General features: G+C 75.0%; 9 protein-coding genes and 2 tRNA genes. 4 read left to right on the forward strand and 7 right to left on the reverse strand.

Features of this window, described 5'->3' with window-relative positions; all coding sequences use genetic code 11:
• Positions 1-124 precede the first annotated feature (124 nt).
• Positions 125-997 (forward strand): endonuclease/exonuclease/phosphatase family protein, encoded by an 873-nt coding sequence (locus tag ACFWMZ_RS14380; RefSeq protein WP_383201705.1) that lies wholly within the window; start codon positions 125-127, stop codon positions 995-997.
• A gap of 24 nt (positions 998-1021) precedes the next feature.
• On the opposite strand, the gene ACFWMZ_RS14385 is transcribed toward ACFWMZ_RS14380, so the two are convergent.
• The 3 genes from ACFWMZ_RS14385 to ACFWMZ_RS14395 form a co-directional block, all read right to left on the reverse strand.
• Entirely contained in the window at positions 1022-1672 is a 651-nt protein-coding gene (locus ACFWMZ_RS14385) for a winged-helix domain-containing protein (protein WP_383173045.1), read from the reverse strand.
• Between the two features lie 276 nt (positions 1673-1948).
• Positions 1949-2839 carry a DUF2797 domain-containing protein gene (locus ACFWMZ_RS14390; RefSeq protein ID WP_383201708.1) on the reverse strand — a complete coding sequence of 297 codons (891 nt, stop codon included), beginning with the start codon at positions 2837-2839 and terminating at the stop codon, positions 1949-1951.
• Between the two features lie 32 nt (positions 2840-2871).
• Positions 2872-3366, reverse strand: a complete 495-nt coding sequence (locus ACFWMZ_RS14395; RefSeq protein ID WP_383201711.1) for a GNAT family N-acetyltransferase — start codon at positions 3364-3366, stop codon at positions 2872-2874.
• A gap of 128 nt (positions 3367-3494) precedes the next feature.
• Here ACFWMZ_RS14395 and ACFWMZ_RS14400 point away from each other — a divergent pair, with 128 nt between their 5' ends.
• A complete protein-coding gene (locus tag ACFWMZ_RS14400) occupies positions 3495-3845 on the forward strand; it encodes a hypothetical protein (protein WP_383201714.1) in 351 nt (116 codons plus the stop codon).
• Positions 3846-3897: 52 nt separating this feature from the next.
• Here ACFWMZ_RS14400 and ACFWMZ_RS14405 read toward each other — a convergent pair.
• Both ACFWMZ_RS14405 and ACFWMZ_RS14410 read right to left on the reverse strand, forming a co-directional pair.
• Positions 3898-3970: transfer RNA gene (locus ACFWMZ_RS14405), tRNA-Arg, on the reverse strand.
• 366 nt (positions 3971-4336) lie between these two features.
• Positions 4337-4427: transfer RNA gene (locus tag ACFWMZ_RS14410), tRNA-Ser, on the reverse strand.
• Between the two features lie 205 nt (positions 4428-4632).
• Between ACFWMZ_RS14410 and ACFWMZ_RS14415 the strand changes: the two genes are divergently transcribed.
• Positions 4633-5115: an SSI family serine proteinase inhibitor gene (locus ACFWMZ_RS14415; protein WP_383201717.1), complete on the forward strand. Its 483-nt coding sequence runs from the start codon at positions 4633-4635 to the stop codon at positions 5113-5115.
• A gap of 165 nt (positions 5116-5280) precedes the next feature.
• A complete protein-coding gene (locus ACFWMZ_RS14420) occupies positions 5281-10890 on the forward strand; it encodes a PAS domain-containing protein (RefSeq protein WP_383201720.1) in 5610 nt (1869 codons plus the stop codon).
• A 132-nt stretch (positions 10891-11022) separates the two neighbouring features.
• Here the strand turns inward: ACFWMZ_RS14420 and ACFWMZ_RS14425 are convergent, their stop codons facing one another.
• The gene (locus tag ACFWMZ_RS14425; RefSeq protein ID WP_383201723.1) at positions 11023-12672 is read right to left on the reverse strand and encodes a long-chain fatty acid--CoA ligase; all 1650 of its coding nucleotides are present in this window, start codon (positions 12670-12672) and stop codon (positions 11023-11025) included.
• A gap of 214 nt (positions 12673-12886) precedes the next feature.
• Positions 12887-13444 carry a SigE family RNA polymerase sigma factor gene (locus ACFWMZ_RS14430; RefSeq protein WP_383172837.1) on the reverse strand — a complete coding sequence of 186 codons (558 nt, stop codon included), beginning with the start codon at positions 13442-13444 and terminating at the stop codon, positions 12887-12889.
• Positions 13445-13465 lie beyond the last annotated feature (21 nt).

Genomic DNA, 13465 nt, shown 5'->3' on the forward strand with positions numbered 1-13465 from the left:
GGGCGGGGGGTACGGGGCGGGTGCCACTGACTTATACACCGTAAAGCCAGCCTTCTACGGTGTAAAACCCTGCCTCTCCCGATACCGTTCCGGGGCTCGCCACCCACCCGGAAAAGAGGCAATCATGCGCATGGACCTGGCTTTGAGACGCCATGTCGTACCTCTCCTTCTGGCCATCGGGCTCGTCCTGACCGCCTCCACCACCGCCCATCCGGCCACTCCGCGCCCGGTTCCGCTCCGCGTCGCCACCTACAACATCCACGCAGGGGCGGGGGAGGACGAGGTCTTCGACCTCCCCCGGCAGGTGACCGCCCTGCGCTCCCTCGACGCGGACGTCATCGGCCTCCAGGAGGTGGACGTCCACTGGGGCGATCGCAGCCAATGGCGCGATCTCGCCCGTGAACTCGCCCGCCGACTGGGAATGCACGTCGCTTTCGGGCCGATCTACAGCCTCGATCCGGACCCCGCCGCCTCCCGCCCCACGCCCCCGCGCCGGGAGTTCGGCGTCGCCGTCCTCTCCCGCCACCCCGTGCTGCGCACCCGCAACCACGAGATCACCCGGCTCTCCACCCAGGGCGACACCCCGCTCCCCGAGCCCGGCCCCGGTTTCCTCCAGGCCACCCTCTCCGTCCGGGGCGTCCCCGTCGACGTCTACGCCACCCACCTCGACTACCGTCCCGACCCCGCCGTCCGCGCCGCCCAGGTCGCCGACATGCTCCGCGTCATGGACCGCCCGTGCCCGGGCCGCTGCCCCGCCCACCTCCTGCTAGGCGACTTCAACGCCCGCCCCGACGCCCCCGAACTCGCCCCGCTCTGGCGCACCTTGCGCGACGCCGACCCGGGCGCGCCGACCTTCCCCGCCTCCGCGCCGGACCGCCGCATCGACTACGTCGCGGTGGGGGCGGGGCTGGAGATCCGCTCGGCCCGGGTCGCCCCGACCGGCACCGCCTCGGACCACCTGCCGCTCGTGGCCGACCTGCGGCTCGCCCGGCGCTGACCCGCGAGGCGGCGGGCGCCGGGCTCAGCCCGTGCCCGCCGCCTTGAGGACGTACCCGGCGCCCCGCCGCGTGTGGATCATCGGCTCGGCCCCACCCGCGTCGAGCTTCCGCCGCAGGTACGAGATGTAGAGCTCGACCAGGTTCCCGCGCGCCTCGGCGCCCGCGCCCCAGACCCGCTCCAGGATCTGCGCCTTGCTCAGTACGCGGCGCGGGTTGCGCATCAGGTACCGCAGCAGTTCGAACTCGGTGACGGTCAGCCGTACCGGCACCCCGGCCCGCGTCACCTCGCGCGCCTCCTCGTCCATCACCAGGTCCCCCACGACCAGGCGCGGCGTGCGGCCCCCGGCCGAGTCGACCAGCGCCCGCACCCGGGCGACCGCCCGCGCCCCGTCCCCGCTCACGAAGAGCACCGGCACCTCCGGCAGCACCTCCCCGAGCCGCGCCAGCCGCCCGCGCACATCCGCCGGAATCCCGTCCAGCACGACGACATCCGGCCGGAACTCCCGCGCGACGTCCACGAACTCGGCCCCGGCACTCACCACACACCACCCCTCGGCCCGCAACGCCGCCCCGAGCGAGGCCCCGTCGCCGCCGGCGGCGCCCAGCAGCACCCGGACAGTCTCCTCCGCCGACGCCACCTGTCGCCGCGCCGTCACGATCCGTTCCGCGTCCATCGTCAGGCTCATGCCGGCCATCGTGGGCCGGGGGCCTGAGAGGCCACTGAGCGGAACCTATGAATCCGCTGAGAAATTGGGGGAGGGGGGCGGGGCCGCCCTTTTCGGGCGGGGTGCCGGTCGGCGGGACCGCCGGGAAGCGCCGGTCGGGCGGAGGCCGGATTCGAGGGGAGACCTGTCGGGCGGACCCCTGTCCCGAGGGCACCGGCCGGGCAGAGACCCGCCCCGAGCAGGACCGGCCGGGCAGAGCCGTCCGAGCGGAACGCCGACCGACCCTCAGAACAATCCGCCCTGCCGATGCGAAGGCCGCAGCGCCCGCACCTCCACCCCCGAAGTGACCGCCGCCGCCTCGCCGCCCCCGCCCCTCGCGACCAACCGCCACCCGGCCATCCACCGCGTATCGACGACCAGCAGCCGGCCGCCGGCCCCCTGCCGCGCCAGATGCAGATCAGGCCCGGCGGCCCCCACCAGCCTCCCCACCACGACAGCCCCGTCCCGCAACCCGCCCACGACCGCCTCGGCCCCGGCCCACTCCCCGTCCCCCAGCCGGAACACCTCCGCCTGGTCGACCACCGCGAACTCCGCCCGCTCCAACGCCTCCGGCCACCCGGGGAGCCCCACGGCCCGCCCGTACAACTCCGCCAACTCCCCCGTCCGCGCCTCGGCCGACGGCAGCTCCCCGCGCACCGCCCGCTTCCGCGCGTACGGCACCCGGTCGGGCACCCCCAGCGCCGCCCGCAGCAACTCCTCCGCCCGTCGCGCCGCCATCAGCGGCCCGCGCCCCAGCCAGCCGAACGCCACCGCCCCCTGCTCCAGCAGCCGCGCCGCCCCACGGTCCTCGCGCGTGATGCCGACCTTGACCATCCCGGGCCCGAACCAGGCCAGATACACCGCGTACGGCCGCGGATCGTCCGCCATGGTGTCCGCCGCCACCGACTGCGCCCGGTCCAGCCGAGCGCACTCCTCGCACTGCGCCCGCGTACTCCCCGCCCCCACCTCGGCCCCCACCGGACACACCACGCGCCGCCCGCCCCGCCACACCCCGAGGCACCGCCGCTCCCCCACCACCCCGAACGCCACCGCGTCCCCGAACCGCAGCGCGCTCCCCCGCTCGCCCCTTCCCTCTCCCCACCACCCGAGCACGGGCCCGCCCTCCCGCCACGCCATCCCGGTGCACCACCACACGCGCCCCACTCCCCTCACAACGCCTTGTAGTACCTGACCAGCGGCAAGGCGGTGTGCCCCGCCTTCTCGTACGTCCTGCGCGCCGCCGCGTGCCCAGGGTCCCCACCGGTCCAGATCGACGCCAACGTCACCCCTCTGCCCCGCATCCACTCCGTGGCGAACCCGGTCAGCAGCGTCCCGACGCCCCGCCCCTGAAGCTCCGGATCGACCGCCAGCATCTCCACGGCCCCCGCCCGCTTCCCCGCCTCTTCCTCACCCTCCAGCACCACCGCCACGAACCCCACCACGCCCCCCGCCGCCTCGTCCTCCGCGACCCACACCTCCGCCTTCCCGCCGGTACAGACCTCCTCCACCGCACCCCGCTGCGAAACCCGCCAGTCCGGATACTCCCGCCGATAGATCTCCCCACCCATCACCTCGGCAGAGCTCGCGAACACCGGCTCCCACGCCCGCAACGACAGCTCCACCACGGCCCCGAGATCCCCACCCACGAACTCCCGAACCCGCACGCCCGTCCCTCCACCGCCCACAGCAGCCCCTCTCTCGTCGACCGCGCCGAAAGATACGCGTCCCGGGCCACACCTCGCCGGTCCTTTCCGCCCGGCCCGACGGCGCGCGCACCGCCTACTCCGCGCCCATGACGGACTCCGACACCTTCCGCGCGGCGGTCGCGGTGTGCGCGGCGACCATGCTGAACAGCGACGCCTCGCCGTACGAGTCGGCACTGGAGATCCTCGGCCTCGCGAGCGGCGGAGTGCCGGCGGACGACGGCGACGAAGCGCCGCACGCGCTCGCCTCCATCTGGGGTGAACTGACCGACTGGGTCGAACTCAGGCCCGCCGAGACGGAACAAGCCGAGGAGCACATGCTCACCGCTGCCCGCGAGTGGCTGGCCACCGCGGGCGACCGACGGGCCGAGCACCGGCACTTCGACCGCTGGCTTCACGACGTCCTCGGGTACGAACGCCCGACTCCGCCTCAGCCCTGAACGCACAACGCGAGAGGCCCCCAGTCTTCTCCTGGGGGCCTCTCGCCTGCTGTGCACTCGGCAGGATTCGAACCTGCAACCTTCTGATCCGTAGTCAGATGCTCTATCCGTTAAGCTACGAGTGCTTGTGCTTCCCGGGTTTTTTTCGCCCCGGTCGGCGTTGCGTGGACAACATTACATGACCTGCGGCGTGAGGCGAAATCCGATTAGCCCACCCCCTCTGACCTGCGGAAACGCCCAAGTGGGTGATCTGGAGACTCCGGGGCCCGGGGCGTGTGGCGGAGCTCCGGAGCAGAGTTCCGGCGGGTGCCGCGGCCGGCGAGGGGCTGATCCCGCCCCCTCTTCCCGCCGGATGGCAAGCCCCCGGGCCGGGCCGATGCCGGCGAAGCCCCTGCGGCACTCGGGCCGGGGCCTCGCGGGCGGCGGAGTGCGGCGCGGCGTCCCCGGCACGACGAAGCCCCGACCGCTGGGCGATCGGGGCTTCGGTGAGGCGGAGGCGGAGGGATTTGAACCCTCGATGGGGGGTAAACCCCAAACCGCATTAGCAGTGCGGCGCCATAGACCGGACTAGGCGACGCCTCCAGCACACCCTCGCGCGGCGAAGGTGCGTCCAGATGATGACACAGCCAGGTGGCCCGTCACCAATCGCCACCCAAGGTACTAGGCGCGATGCCCGCAGGGCAAAGCTTTCTTGGCGTGGTGCGGGAGCGGAACGTCGGCGGCGGCGGGGCGTTAGGCAGGGCGCCGGAATGCCCGGCGCTCTGTACCGGACGACCTGGAGCCTGCCTTGCTGCGCCGTATCGCCCTCGCCCTCACCGCCTCCGCCGCCCTGCTGGGCGCCCTACCTCTCGCCGCGCAGGCGCACTCCCAGCCCGCGCCCTCCGGGCCCGTGCCGCCGCCGATCGGGGTGCCGGGGCTCGGCGCGGGGCCGGGGCTCGGCGGGGCGCAGGACCGGCTGACGGTGACCGTGCGGGACGCGGGGGCGGGGGACGGGACGTACGAGCTGCGGTGCCGGCCCGGCGGCGGGGATCACCGGGACGTGGTGGGTGCGTGTGCGCGGCTGGCGGAGTTGGCGGCGGAGGGGCGGGATCCGTTCGCGCCGGTGCCCCGGGACGCCATGTGCACCATGCAGTACGGCGGGGACGCGACGGCGCGGGTCGAGGGGAGCTGGCGGGGACGGGCCGTGGACGCGTCGTTCGCGCGGACCGACGGGTGCCGCATCGCGAAGTGGGACCAGCTCGTCCCTGTCCTGCCCTCGACCGGATCATGACGGGACCCGCGCACAAGGCACACACCTCCTCCGTGCGACCTCCCTCTCATCCGGCACCCGGGGACCGGTCTGCCCGTAGACTCCTTCCCGTGACAGGCTGCGGACCCGGGGACAGGATGACCCGAGAGGTCGGCAAACCGCAGTGATCAGGGAGGAACCGTCGTCGTGAGCAGCAGGCCATCACGAGGCGCTGCTCGCCTCGCAGCAATACTCGACGCGCTCCCCGACGCCCTGGTGCTCGTCAACTGCAACGGCACGGTGGTCAACGCCAACACCATCGCCCTGGAGACCCTGGAGGCCCCCGGGACGGCGCTGGTCGGGCGCGGACTGCTCGACCTGCTCCCGCAGTTCGACTCGCGGCTGATCCCCGGGTCGATGCGCCGCCCGGAGTCCATCGACGAGCAGGGCCGTACCAAGCCGACGCGGATGACGGCCCGGCGTACCGACGGGTTCGAGTTCCCTGTCGAGGTGACCAGCGCGAGTCTCGCCGACGGGCGGGAGTCCGGCTGGGGTGCTCCCTCGCAGTTGGGCACGGGACCGGGCGAACAGCGGTACACCGGCGACGAGCTGCTGATGATCGTGGTCCGCGACCTCTCCGGGGCCGTCGACACCGAGGCCGAACTGGCGCGCTCGCAGCGGCAGACGGAGATGATCCTGCGGGCGGCGGCCGAGGGCGTCGTCGGCACCGACACCGACGGCCGGGTCGTCCTGGTCAACCCGGCGGCGGCGCAGATCCTCGGCTTCCGCGCCGGGGACCTGGGTGGCCGGGAGTTCCACACGCTGGTCCTGCACTCGCGGGCCGACGGCGAGCCTTTCCCGTACGCCGAGTCGCCGCTCGCCGACACGCTGCGCTCCGGGCGCAAGCACCGGGTGCGGGGGCAGGTGCTGTGGGCCAAGGACGGCTCGCCGGTGCCCGTCGACCTCACCACCGCGCCGGTCCGCGACGGCGACCAGCTGGTCGGCGCCGTCGTCACCTTCACCGACCGCCGCGCCCACGAGGAACTCGTCGCCGAGCACGCCGAGGAGAAGGCGCGCGCCGAGGAGCGCTACCAGGAGCTGGCCGAGCGCGAACAGCGGCGGTACGAGGAGCTGGAGAGCTCCTCCACCGAGAAGTACCAGGAGCTGGAGCGCACCTCGCGCGAGCGGTACGAGGAGCTGGAGCGCACCTCCCGGGAGCGGTACGAGACGCTGGAACGCGAGTCCACCGAGCGGTACGAGACGCTGGAGCGGGATTCCACCGAGCGGTACGAGGCGCTGGCGGAGCGCGAGAAGGAGCGGTACGCGGCGCTCGGCGAGCGCGAGAAGGACCGCTACGAGGCGCTGGCCGCCCGCCACGACCAGTTGGTCGCGGTGCTCTCCGACTCGCTGCGCGGCCCCCTCGACCACCTGCGCAGCGAACTGGGCTCACTGGCCGCCGACCCGGCGGGCCAGCTCTGGCCCGAGGCCAACCAGATCCTGCACCACCTCTCCGCCGGGTACGCGCGGATGACGACCCTGGTCGACAACGTTCTGGGCTACCAGCGCCTGGACGCCGGACAGGACACCCTGGACCGTAAGAAGGTGCTGCTCGACGAGGTCATCGCGGCAGGTGTCGAGGGCGCCGTCGAGCTGATCGGCCCGGGCCGGGCGCAGTTCGCGGTGCACGCCCCGTCCATCGAGGCGGAGATCGACCCGCACCGCTTCGCCACCGCGCTGGCCCACCTGATCGCCGACGTGGCCGGCATCGACGCCACCGGCAACGCCCGGCAGACCCCGCAGGCCATGGCCGGGGGGTACATCGACTCCACGGTGGTCGTCGCGGCGGCCCTGCGCGGCAACGCGGTACGCATCGAGGTACGCGGCCCGTTCGCGGGCGGCGACCCGGTGCACGAGCCGATCGTGCGCGGCATCGTCCGGGCCCACGGCGGCGTCCTCCAGACCCACGCCATGCCCGGCATGAGCGGCAGCGCCTACGTCCTCGACGTGCCTCTCGGCGAGGGCGCCGGTGCGGTCCCCGCCCGGGCGCAGGACGAGCTCCCCGCCGGGTCCGTCCCCGCCCAGGCGTGCGACGGCGACGCCAACGGTGGCGAGTCCGAGGCGGAGCGGCCGCACGGGCGGCGGCGCAGGCGGGCCGCGCCGCGTTCCTCCGTCGACTCCTTCCTCGGTGCCTCCACCGACGGCGCCGCCGAGCCCGGTCAGGTCGCCGCCGCCGCGCCCACGGGTCGCCGCCGCGGCCGCCGGGCGGCCGACGAGACGCCCGTGGAGGGTGTTGAGGTCGAGCAGGCGGGCGAGACCCCGGCGGCGGGCAGCGCCGTCGCGCTGCCCGCGCCCACCGGTGCCTCCGAGGGCGGCACGGGGCGCAGGCGCCGCCGGGCCGCCGCTGCGGAGGGTGAGACCGCCGCGGCCGCCGCGACCTCGGAAGGGGCGGTCACCACCGCCGCCGAACACGCCGCCGGTACCGCGGCCTCGGCCAGCGCGCTCGGGGGAACGGTGCCTCCGCAAGGGGTGCCCCCGACCGGACGCCGGGCCGCCCAGCCGGCGCTGCCGCCCGCGGGGTCGAGCGGCCCGGGCGCCGCCGTCGTCATCGCCCCGGGCGTCCGCCCCGGGCTCACCGCGGCCGTGCCGCGCCCCGCCCAGGCGCCCGACGACCAGCGGCCCGCCGGCGGTCACCGGCCGGCTCCGGCCGCCTCGGGCATGCCCGCGCTGCCCCCGGCCGGTGGGCAGCCGCAGGGCGAGCGGCCCGCACTCGGCGCCCCCGGGGTGCCGGGAGCCGAGCACGTGTCAGCTCTGCCCGGCCAGGCCCCCGCCCCGCAGGCTCCGCATGCCGGAGCGCAGGGGCCCGAGGCCGGCGTGCCGGTGCCTCAGGCGGGAGCCGCCACTCCCGCTCAGCCGCCGCACCCCGGCACGCCGAACGGCCGAAATGCCCCTGGAGCGGTCCCGCCGGGCGGGGCGGCTCCGGGTACGGCTCCGGGTCAGCAGCCCGGCGTGCCCGCGCCCACCCCTGCGGCCGGTCAGGCGGGCGCCTCCCCCGTGGCGCCCCCGTTCGCGCCGCCGTCCGGCCCGACCGCCGCGTCCACCGGGACGGCCGTGCCCGCGCAGCCGACCGCCCCTAGCCCTGCCACGGGCCCCGTCCCGCCGGTCACCGTCGCGCCCGGTGTCCCGGTTCCGCCCGCCCCGGCAGACCCCGCCACCCCGGCGACCCCCGCCCTGCCGACCGCCGTTCCGGTACCGGCGACGCCGGCGAACCCGCACACGGCGGCCACGCCTCCGGCGTCCCCCGCCGAAACCCCGGCCCCGAACCCCGGCGCCCAGCCGGGCCTGCCCGTCGCCCCGGCGACGCCCGGCGCCCCGGTCCAGCCGACCGCCCCGGCCCGGCCCGCCGGCCCGACGGCCCAGGGTGCGGCGGTGCAGGGTTCGGCGGTGCAGGGCGCGCCCCCGGCGCCGGGATTCCCGGAGAGCGCCGTGCCGCACGCGCCGGTCCCGCCCGGCTTCCCGACGGAGGCCGTCCTGCCGGGCCGGCAACCCGGTCAGCCCGCACCCCAGCCTCCGGCCGGGGGCCCGCTGACGCCGCCGTTCGCCGTCGGCGATGCGCTCCAGGCCGCCGCGTCCGGGACATCGGTGCCGCCGAATGCCCCGTCGGCCGAGGGGACCGCACCGGCGCCCGTGGCCTACCCCGCCCCGGGCGCCGGTGCGGTACAGCCGCAGCACCCGTTCGCGCCGCCGCGGGCCGCCGGTGCGCAGGAGGCCGCCGCGCCCTCGATGCCGCTACCGCCGGTGAGCGGGGCGCCGACGGCTCCCGGCGCCCCTGGCACCCAGCCCGCTCCGGCACCCGGCACCGCCGCCCAGCCCGTGGAACAGGGCACCCCGCCCACCGGGCTCCCGGGGCAGCACTCCGTCGCCCCGGGGCAGCCCGTGCCGCAGCCGGGCCTGCCCGTCCAGCAGCCCGCCGTTGCTCCGGTGCAGGTTCCGCCCGGCATGGCGTTCCCCGGTGTTCCTGCCGCTCAGGAGCCGCGGGCCGGGCAGGCGTTGGCCGGTCATCAGGCGGCGGCTCCCCGGCGTGCCCGCCGGGCGTTGGCCGACGGGCCCGGGCAGGCGCAGGGCGAGGGCCAGGCCGCGGAGGCCGGGCCCGGGTTCGCGCTCCCCGCGGAGGACGCCGCGCACGGCCCGGCGGGACACCCCGCGCTCGACCACACCCCGCCGCAGCCGCATCCGCTGCCGTCCGCCTCGGTACCGCTCCCCGAGGCGACGCCCGCCGGAGGCACGCCGGTCTCGCCGCCCGCCGCGGAGGGCTGGGCCGCGCCGGCCACGGCGACCGGATCGGTGCCGCTGCCGGAGGCTGCTCCCCCCGCCGAGGCGCAGGAGCCGACCAGCGGGCCGCAGACAGGCACGGTCCCGGGGCTTCAGGGTGAGCCCGAGACGGTTTCACGTGAAACATCGCCCGTCGAAGCGGGCAGCCCCGAGCCGCCTGTTTCACGTGAAACATCCACCGAGGCGCCGCTCGACCATGTTTCACGTGAAACATCGCCCGAAGCGCCCGCTGCTCCGGTTTCACGTGAAACATCCCCGGCCGCGCCGGTGGCGCAGCCGCAGCGTGTGGCCCAGCCGCTCCCGGCGGAGACCGCCGAGCAGCAGGCGGCCACCGCGCAGAATCGGGCGTTCAGCGTGCGCACCCTCGGTCAGGGCGTCCCCTTCGCGGCGCCCGGCCGTCCGGCCGAGCCGCAGCGCCGTCCGCTGAACAATCCGGCCAAGCCCCCGCAGAACCCGCCGCCGCCCGCGACGCCCGCCGCGGGGCGCCGCCGCAAGCTGGGGACGCCCCCGGCCGCGGAGGAGGGCGCGCCCGCGCCGCGGCAGGCCGCCCCGCAGGCGCCGCAGCAGCAGGCGGCTCCCGTGCCCGCCGCGCCCGTACAGGCGCCGGCGCCGACGCCCGAGACCGACGGCTATCCCGCGCAGGGCCGCTCGTACGCGATAGGCGCGCCCGACGAGGGGGCCGAGGGGCCGGAGCCGCTGGACGGTCCCAACGGCGCCGTGGAGGTGGCCAACCAGCCGCAGCCGCAGCCGCAGGACGCCGAGCTTCCCCCCGAGCCGCTCGACAACCCCCGGCGTCTGCTGGTCTGGCCGGCGCCCGACGTCTCCACCCAGCAGGCGCTCAGCGACCGCGGGTACCGTCCGGTGATCGTGCACTCCCGGGAGGAGGTGGACGCGCAGATCGCCGCCTTCCCGGCCGCGCTCTTCGTGGACCCCCTGACCGGCCCGATCACCCGGACCGCCCTCCAGTCGCTTCGCCAGGCCGCGGTCGCCGCCGAGGTCCCGGTCCTGGTGACCGCCGGGCTGGGGCAGGCGACGCGGGAGGCGGCGTACGGTGCCGACCCGGCCGTCCTCCTCAAGGCGCTCGCCGCGCGGGACAGCGAGCAGCACCCGTCGCGGGTCCTGCTCATCGAGGAGCGCGAGGAGATCGCGCTGGCGCTCACGGCGGCGCTGGAGCGCCGGGGCATGCAGGTCGCCCGGGCCACCACCGACAGCGACGCGGTCACCCTGGCCACCCAGATGCACCCCAACCTCGTGGTGATGGACCTGATGCAGGTCCGGCGCCGGCGGGCCGGGGTCGTGGACTGGCTGCGGGCCAACGGCCGCCTCAACCACACCCCGCTGGTCGTCTACACGGCCGCCGGGATCGACCCGGCGGAGCTGACGAGGCTCGCCTCCGGGGAGACCGTCCTCTTCCTGGCCGAACGCTCGACCAGCGAGGACGTCCAGGCCCGGATCGTCGACCTGCTGGCGAAGATCGGCACCAACTGAGGCAGGCGTCGGGCGAGGCGACACCCGAGGTCGCGGCGCCAGGCGCGGGAACAGCGAGAAGGGGCGGTGTCACACGGACACCGCCCCTTCCCGGCTCGGCTCTCCCGGCGTCTCGCCCGCCGTTCGGCCCGGCTACAGCGTCGTGACGTCCAGCCCGCCCTCGGCGTACTGGCGGCGCAGGACCTTCTTGTCGAACTTGCCGACGCTGGTCTTGGGGACCGACTCGATGACCGCCCACCGCTCGGGCAGCTGCCACTTGGCGACGGAGCCCGCGAGGAACTCGCGCAGCTCGGCGAAGCCGGTGGTGACCCCCTCCTTGAGGACGACTGTGGCGAGCGGGCGCTCGCCCCACTTGGCGTCGGGGACGGCGACCACGGCGGCCTCGGCGACGTCCGGGTGGGCCATCAGGGCGTTCTCCAGCTCGACGCTGGAGATCCACTCGCCGCCGGACTTGATGACGTCCTTGGCACGGTCGGTGAGGGTGAGGAACCCGTCGGGCGTGATGACCCCGACGTCCCCGGTCTTCAGCCAGCCGTCGGCGCTGAACTTGTCGTCGGGCCGCAGCGGTTCGCCGTCCGTGCCCCCGTAGTACGCGGCGGCGATCCACGGCCCGCGGACCTCCAGCTCACCGGCGGAGGTGCCGTCCCAGGGCAGGTACCCGCCACCGGGGCCGGCGAGCCGGGCCTCGACACCGGCGGGGAAGCGGCCTTGCGTGAGCCGGTAGGCCATCTCCTGCTCGGTGCCCACGGCGTGGGCCGGGGGCCGGGCGATGGTGCCGAGCGGCGAGGTCTCCGTCATGCCCCAGGCGTGGCAGACGCGCATGCCGAGCTGGTCGAAGGTCTCCATCAACGAGGGCGGGCAGGCCGAACCGCCGATGGTCACCTGGGTCAGCGAGGAGACGTCACGGGGCTTGGCGGCCAGCTCGGCGGCGAGGCCCTGCCAGATGGTGGGGACGGCGGCGGCGTGCGTGGGCCGCTCGGTCTCGATCATCTCGGCGAGCGGGCCGGGCTGGAGGAAGCGGTCGGGCATCAGCATGTTGACGCCGGTCATCAGCGTGGCGTGCGGCAGGCCCCAGGCGTTCACGTGGAACTGGGGGACCACCACGAGGCTGGTGTCCGCGTCGGTGAGGCCCATCGACTGGCTCATGTTGACCTGCATGGAGTGCAGGTAGATCGAACGGTGCGAGTAGACGACGCCCTTGGGGTCACCGGTGGTGCCGGAGGTGTAGCACATCGACGCGGCCGCACGCTCGTCTAGTTCCGGCCAGTCGTACCGCGTGGCACGGCCGGCGAGCAGCTCCTCGTACTCGTGGACGCGGGGTGCCGCGCCTTCGAGCAGGGTGCGGTCACCGGGACCGGAGACGACGATGTGCTCGAGGGAGGGCAGGTGCGGCAGCAGCGGGGCGAGCAGCGGCAGCAGCGAGCCGTTGACGATGACCACCTTGTCGGCCGCGTGGCCGACGATCCAGGCGAGCTGCTCGGCGGGCAGCCGCAGGTTGAGGGTGTGCAGAATTGACCCCATGCACGGAATGGCGAAGTACGCCTCCACGTGCTCGGCGTTGTTCCACATCAGGGTGGCGACCCGGTCGTCCGGCCGGACACCCAGTTCGTCCTTGAGGGCGTGGGCGAGCTGTGCGGACCGCTCGCCGATCTCACGGTAGGAGCGGCGCTGCGGCTCGGCCTCTCCCGTCCATGTCGTGACCTGCGAGTCTCCGTGGATCGTCATGCCGTGCATGAGAATCCTGGTCACGGTCAGCGGTACGTCCTGCATGGTGCTCAGCACGGCGTCCTCCCGGGGGCGCTACGCGGCAGTAGGTTTGGCCTGATTGTCAGGCCATACCGCTCGGTATGTCACTAGCCCCGGGGTCTTGAAATCAGAGCGAAGGGTGCTGTACAGGGCAGCCGAGGACGAGGGCGACGTTCGGACCGGTACCGGGTGGCTCCCCGCTCCGACCGGCCGCGACCAGGCCCTTCCGGCGGCCTGCGCCGCAGGACGGTCAGCGGGCGGCGGTCAGCTCCGGGTCGGTGCGCAACTTGCCGAGCGCGCGGGAGACGGCACTCTTGACAGTGCCGACCGAGACGCCCAGGATCGCCGCCGTCTGGACCTCGCTGAGGTCCTCGTAGTACCGCAGGACCACCATGGCGCGCTGGCGGGCGGGGAGCTTCATGATCGCGCGCCACATGGCGTCGCGCAGGCTCTGCGCCTCCGCCGGGTCGACCGCCGGGAGGACCTCGGGCTCGGGCAGCTCCTCGCAGGCGAACTCGTCGACCTTGCGCTTGCGCCACTGCGAGGTCCGCGTGTTGACCAGGGCGCGGCGCACGTACCCGTCGAGCGCCCGGTGGTCCTCGATGCGCGGCCAGGCGACAAACGTCTTGGCCAGCGCGGTCTGGAGGAGGTCCTCCGCGTCGTTCGGGTTCGGTGTCAGCGAGCGCGCGGTCCGCAGCAGCACGGGCTGCCGGGCCTCGACGTAGGAGGCGAAGGACGGGTAGCGCGCCGAAGAGACGCCGCCCGCCGTCGACGTGCCGGTGCGGTCGGACACCTGGGTCACTGTCATGGCTCCACGCTAGGAGCGCGA

Source organism: Streptomyces sp. NPDC058373, from assembly GCF_042723275.1.
Classification (GTDB): Bacteria; Actinomycetota; Actinomycetes; order Streptomycetales; family Streptomycetaceae; genus Streptomyces.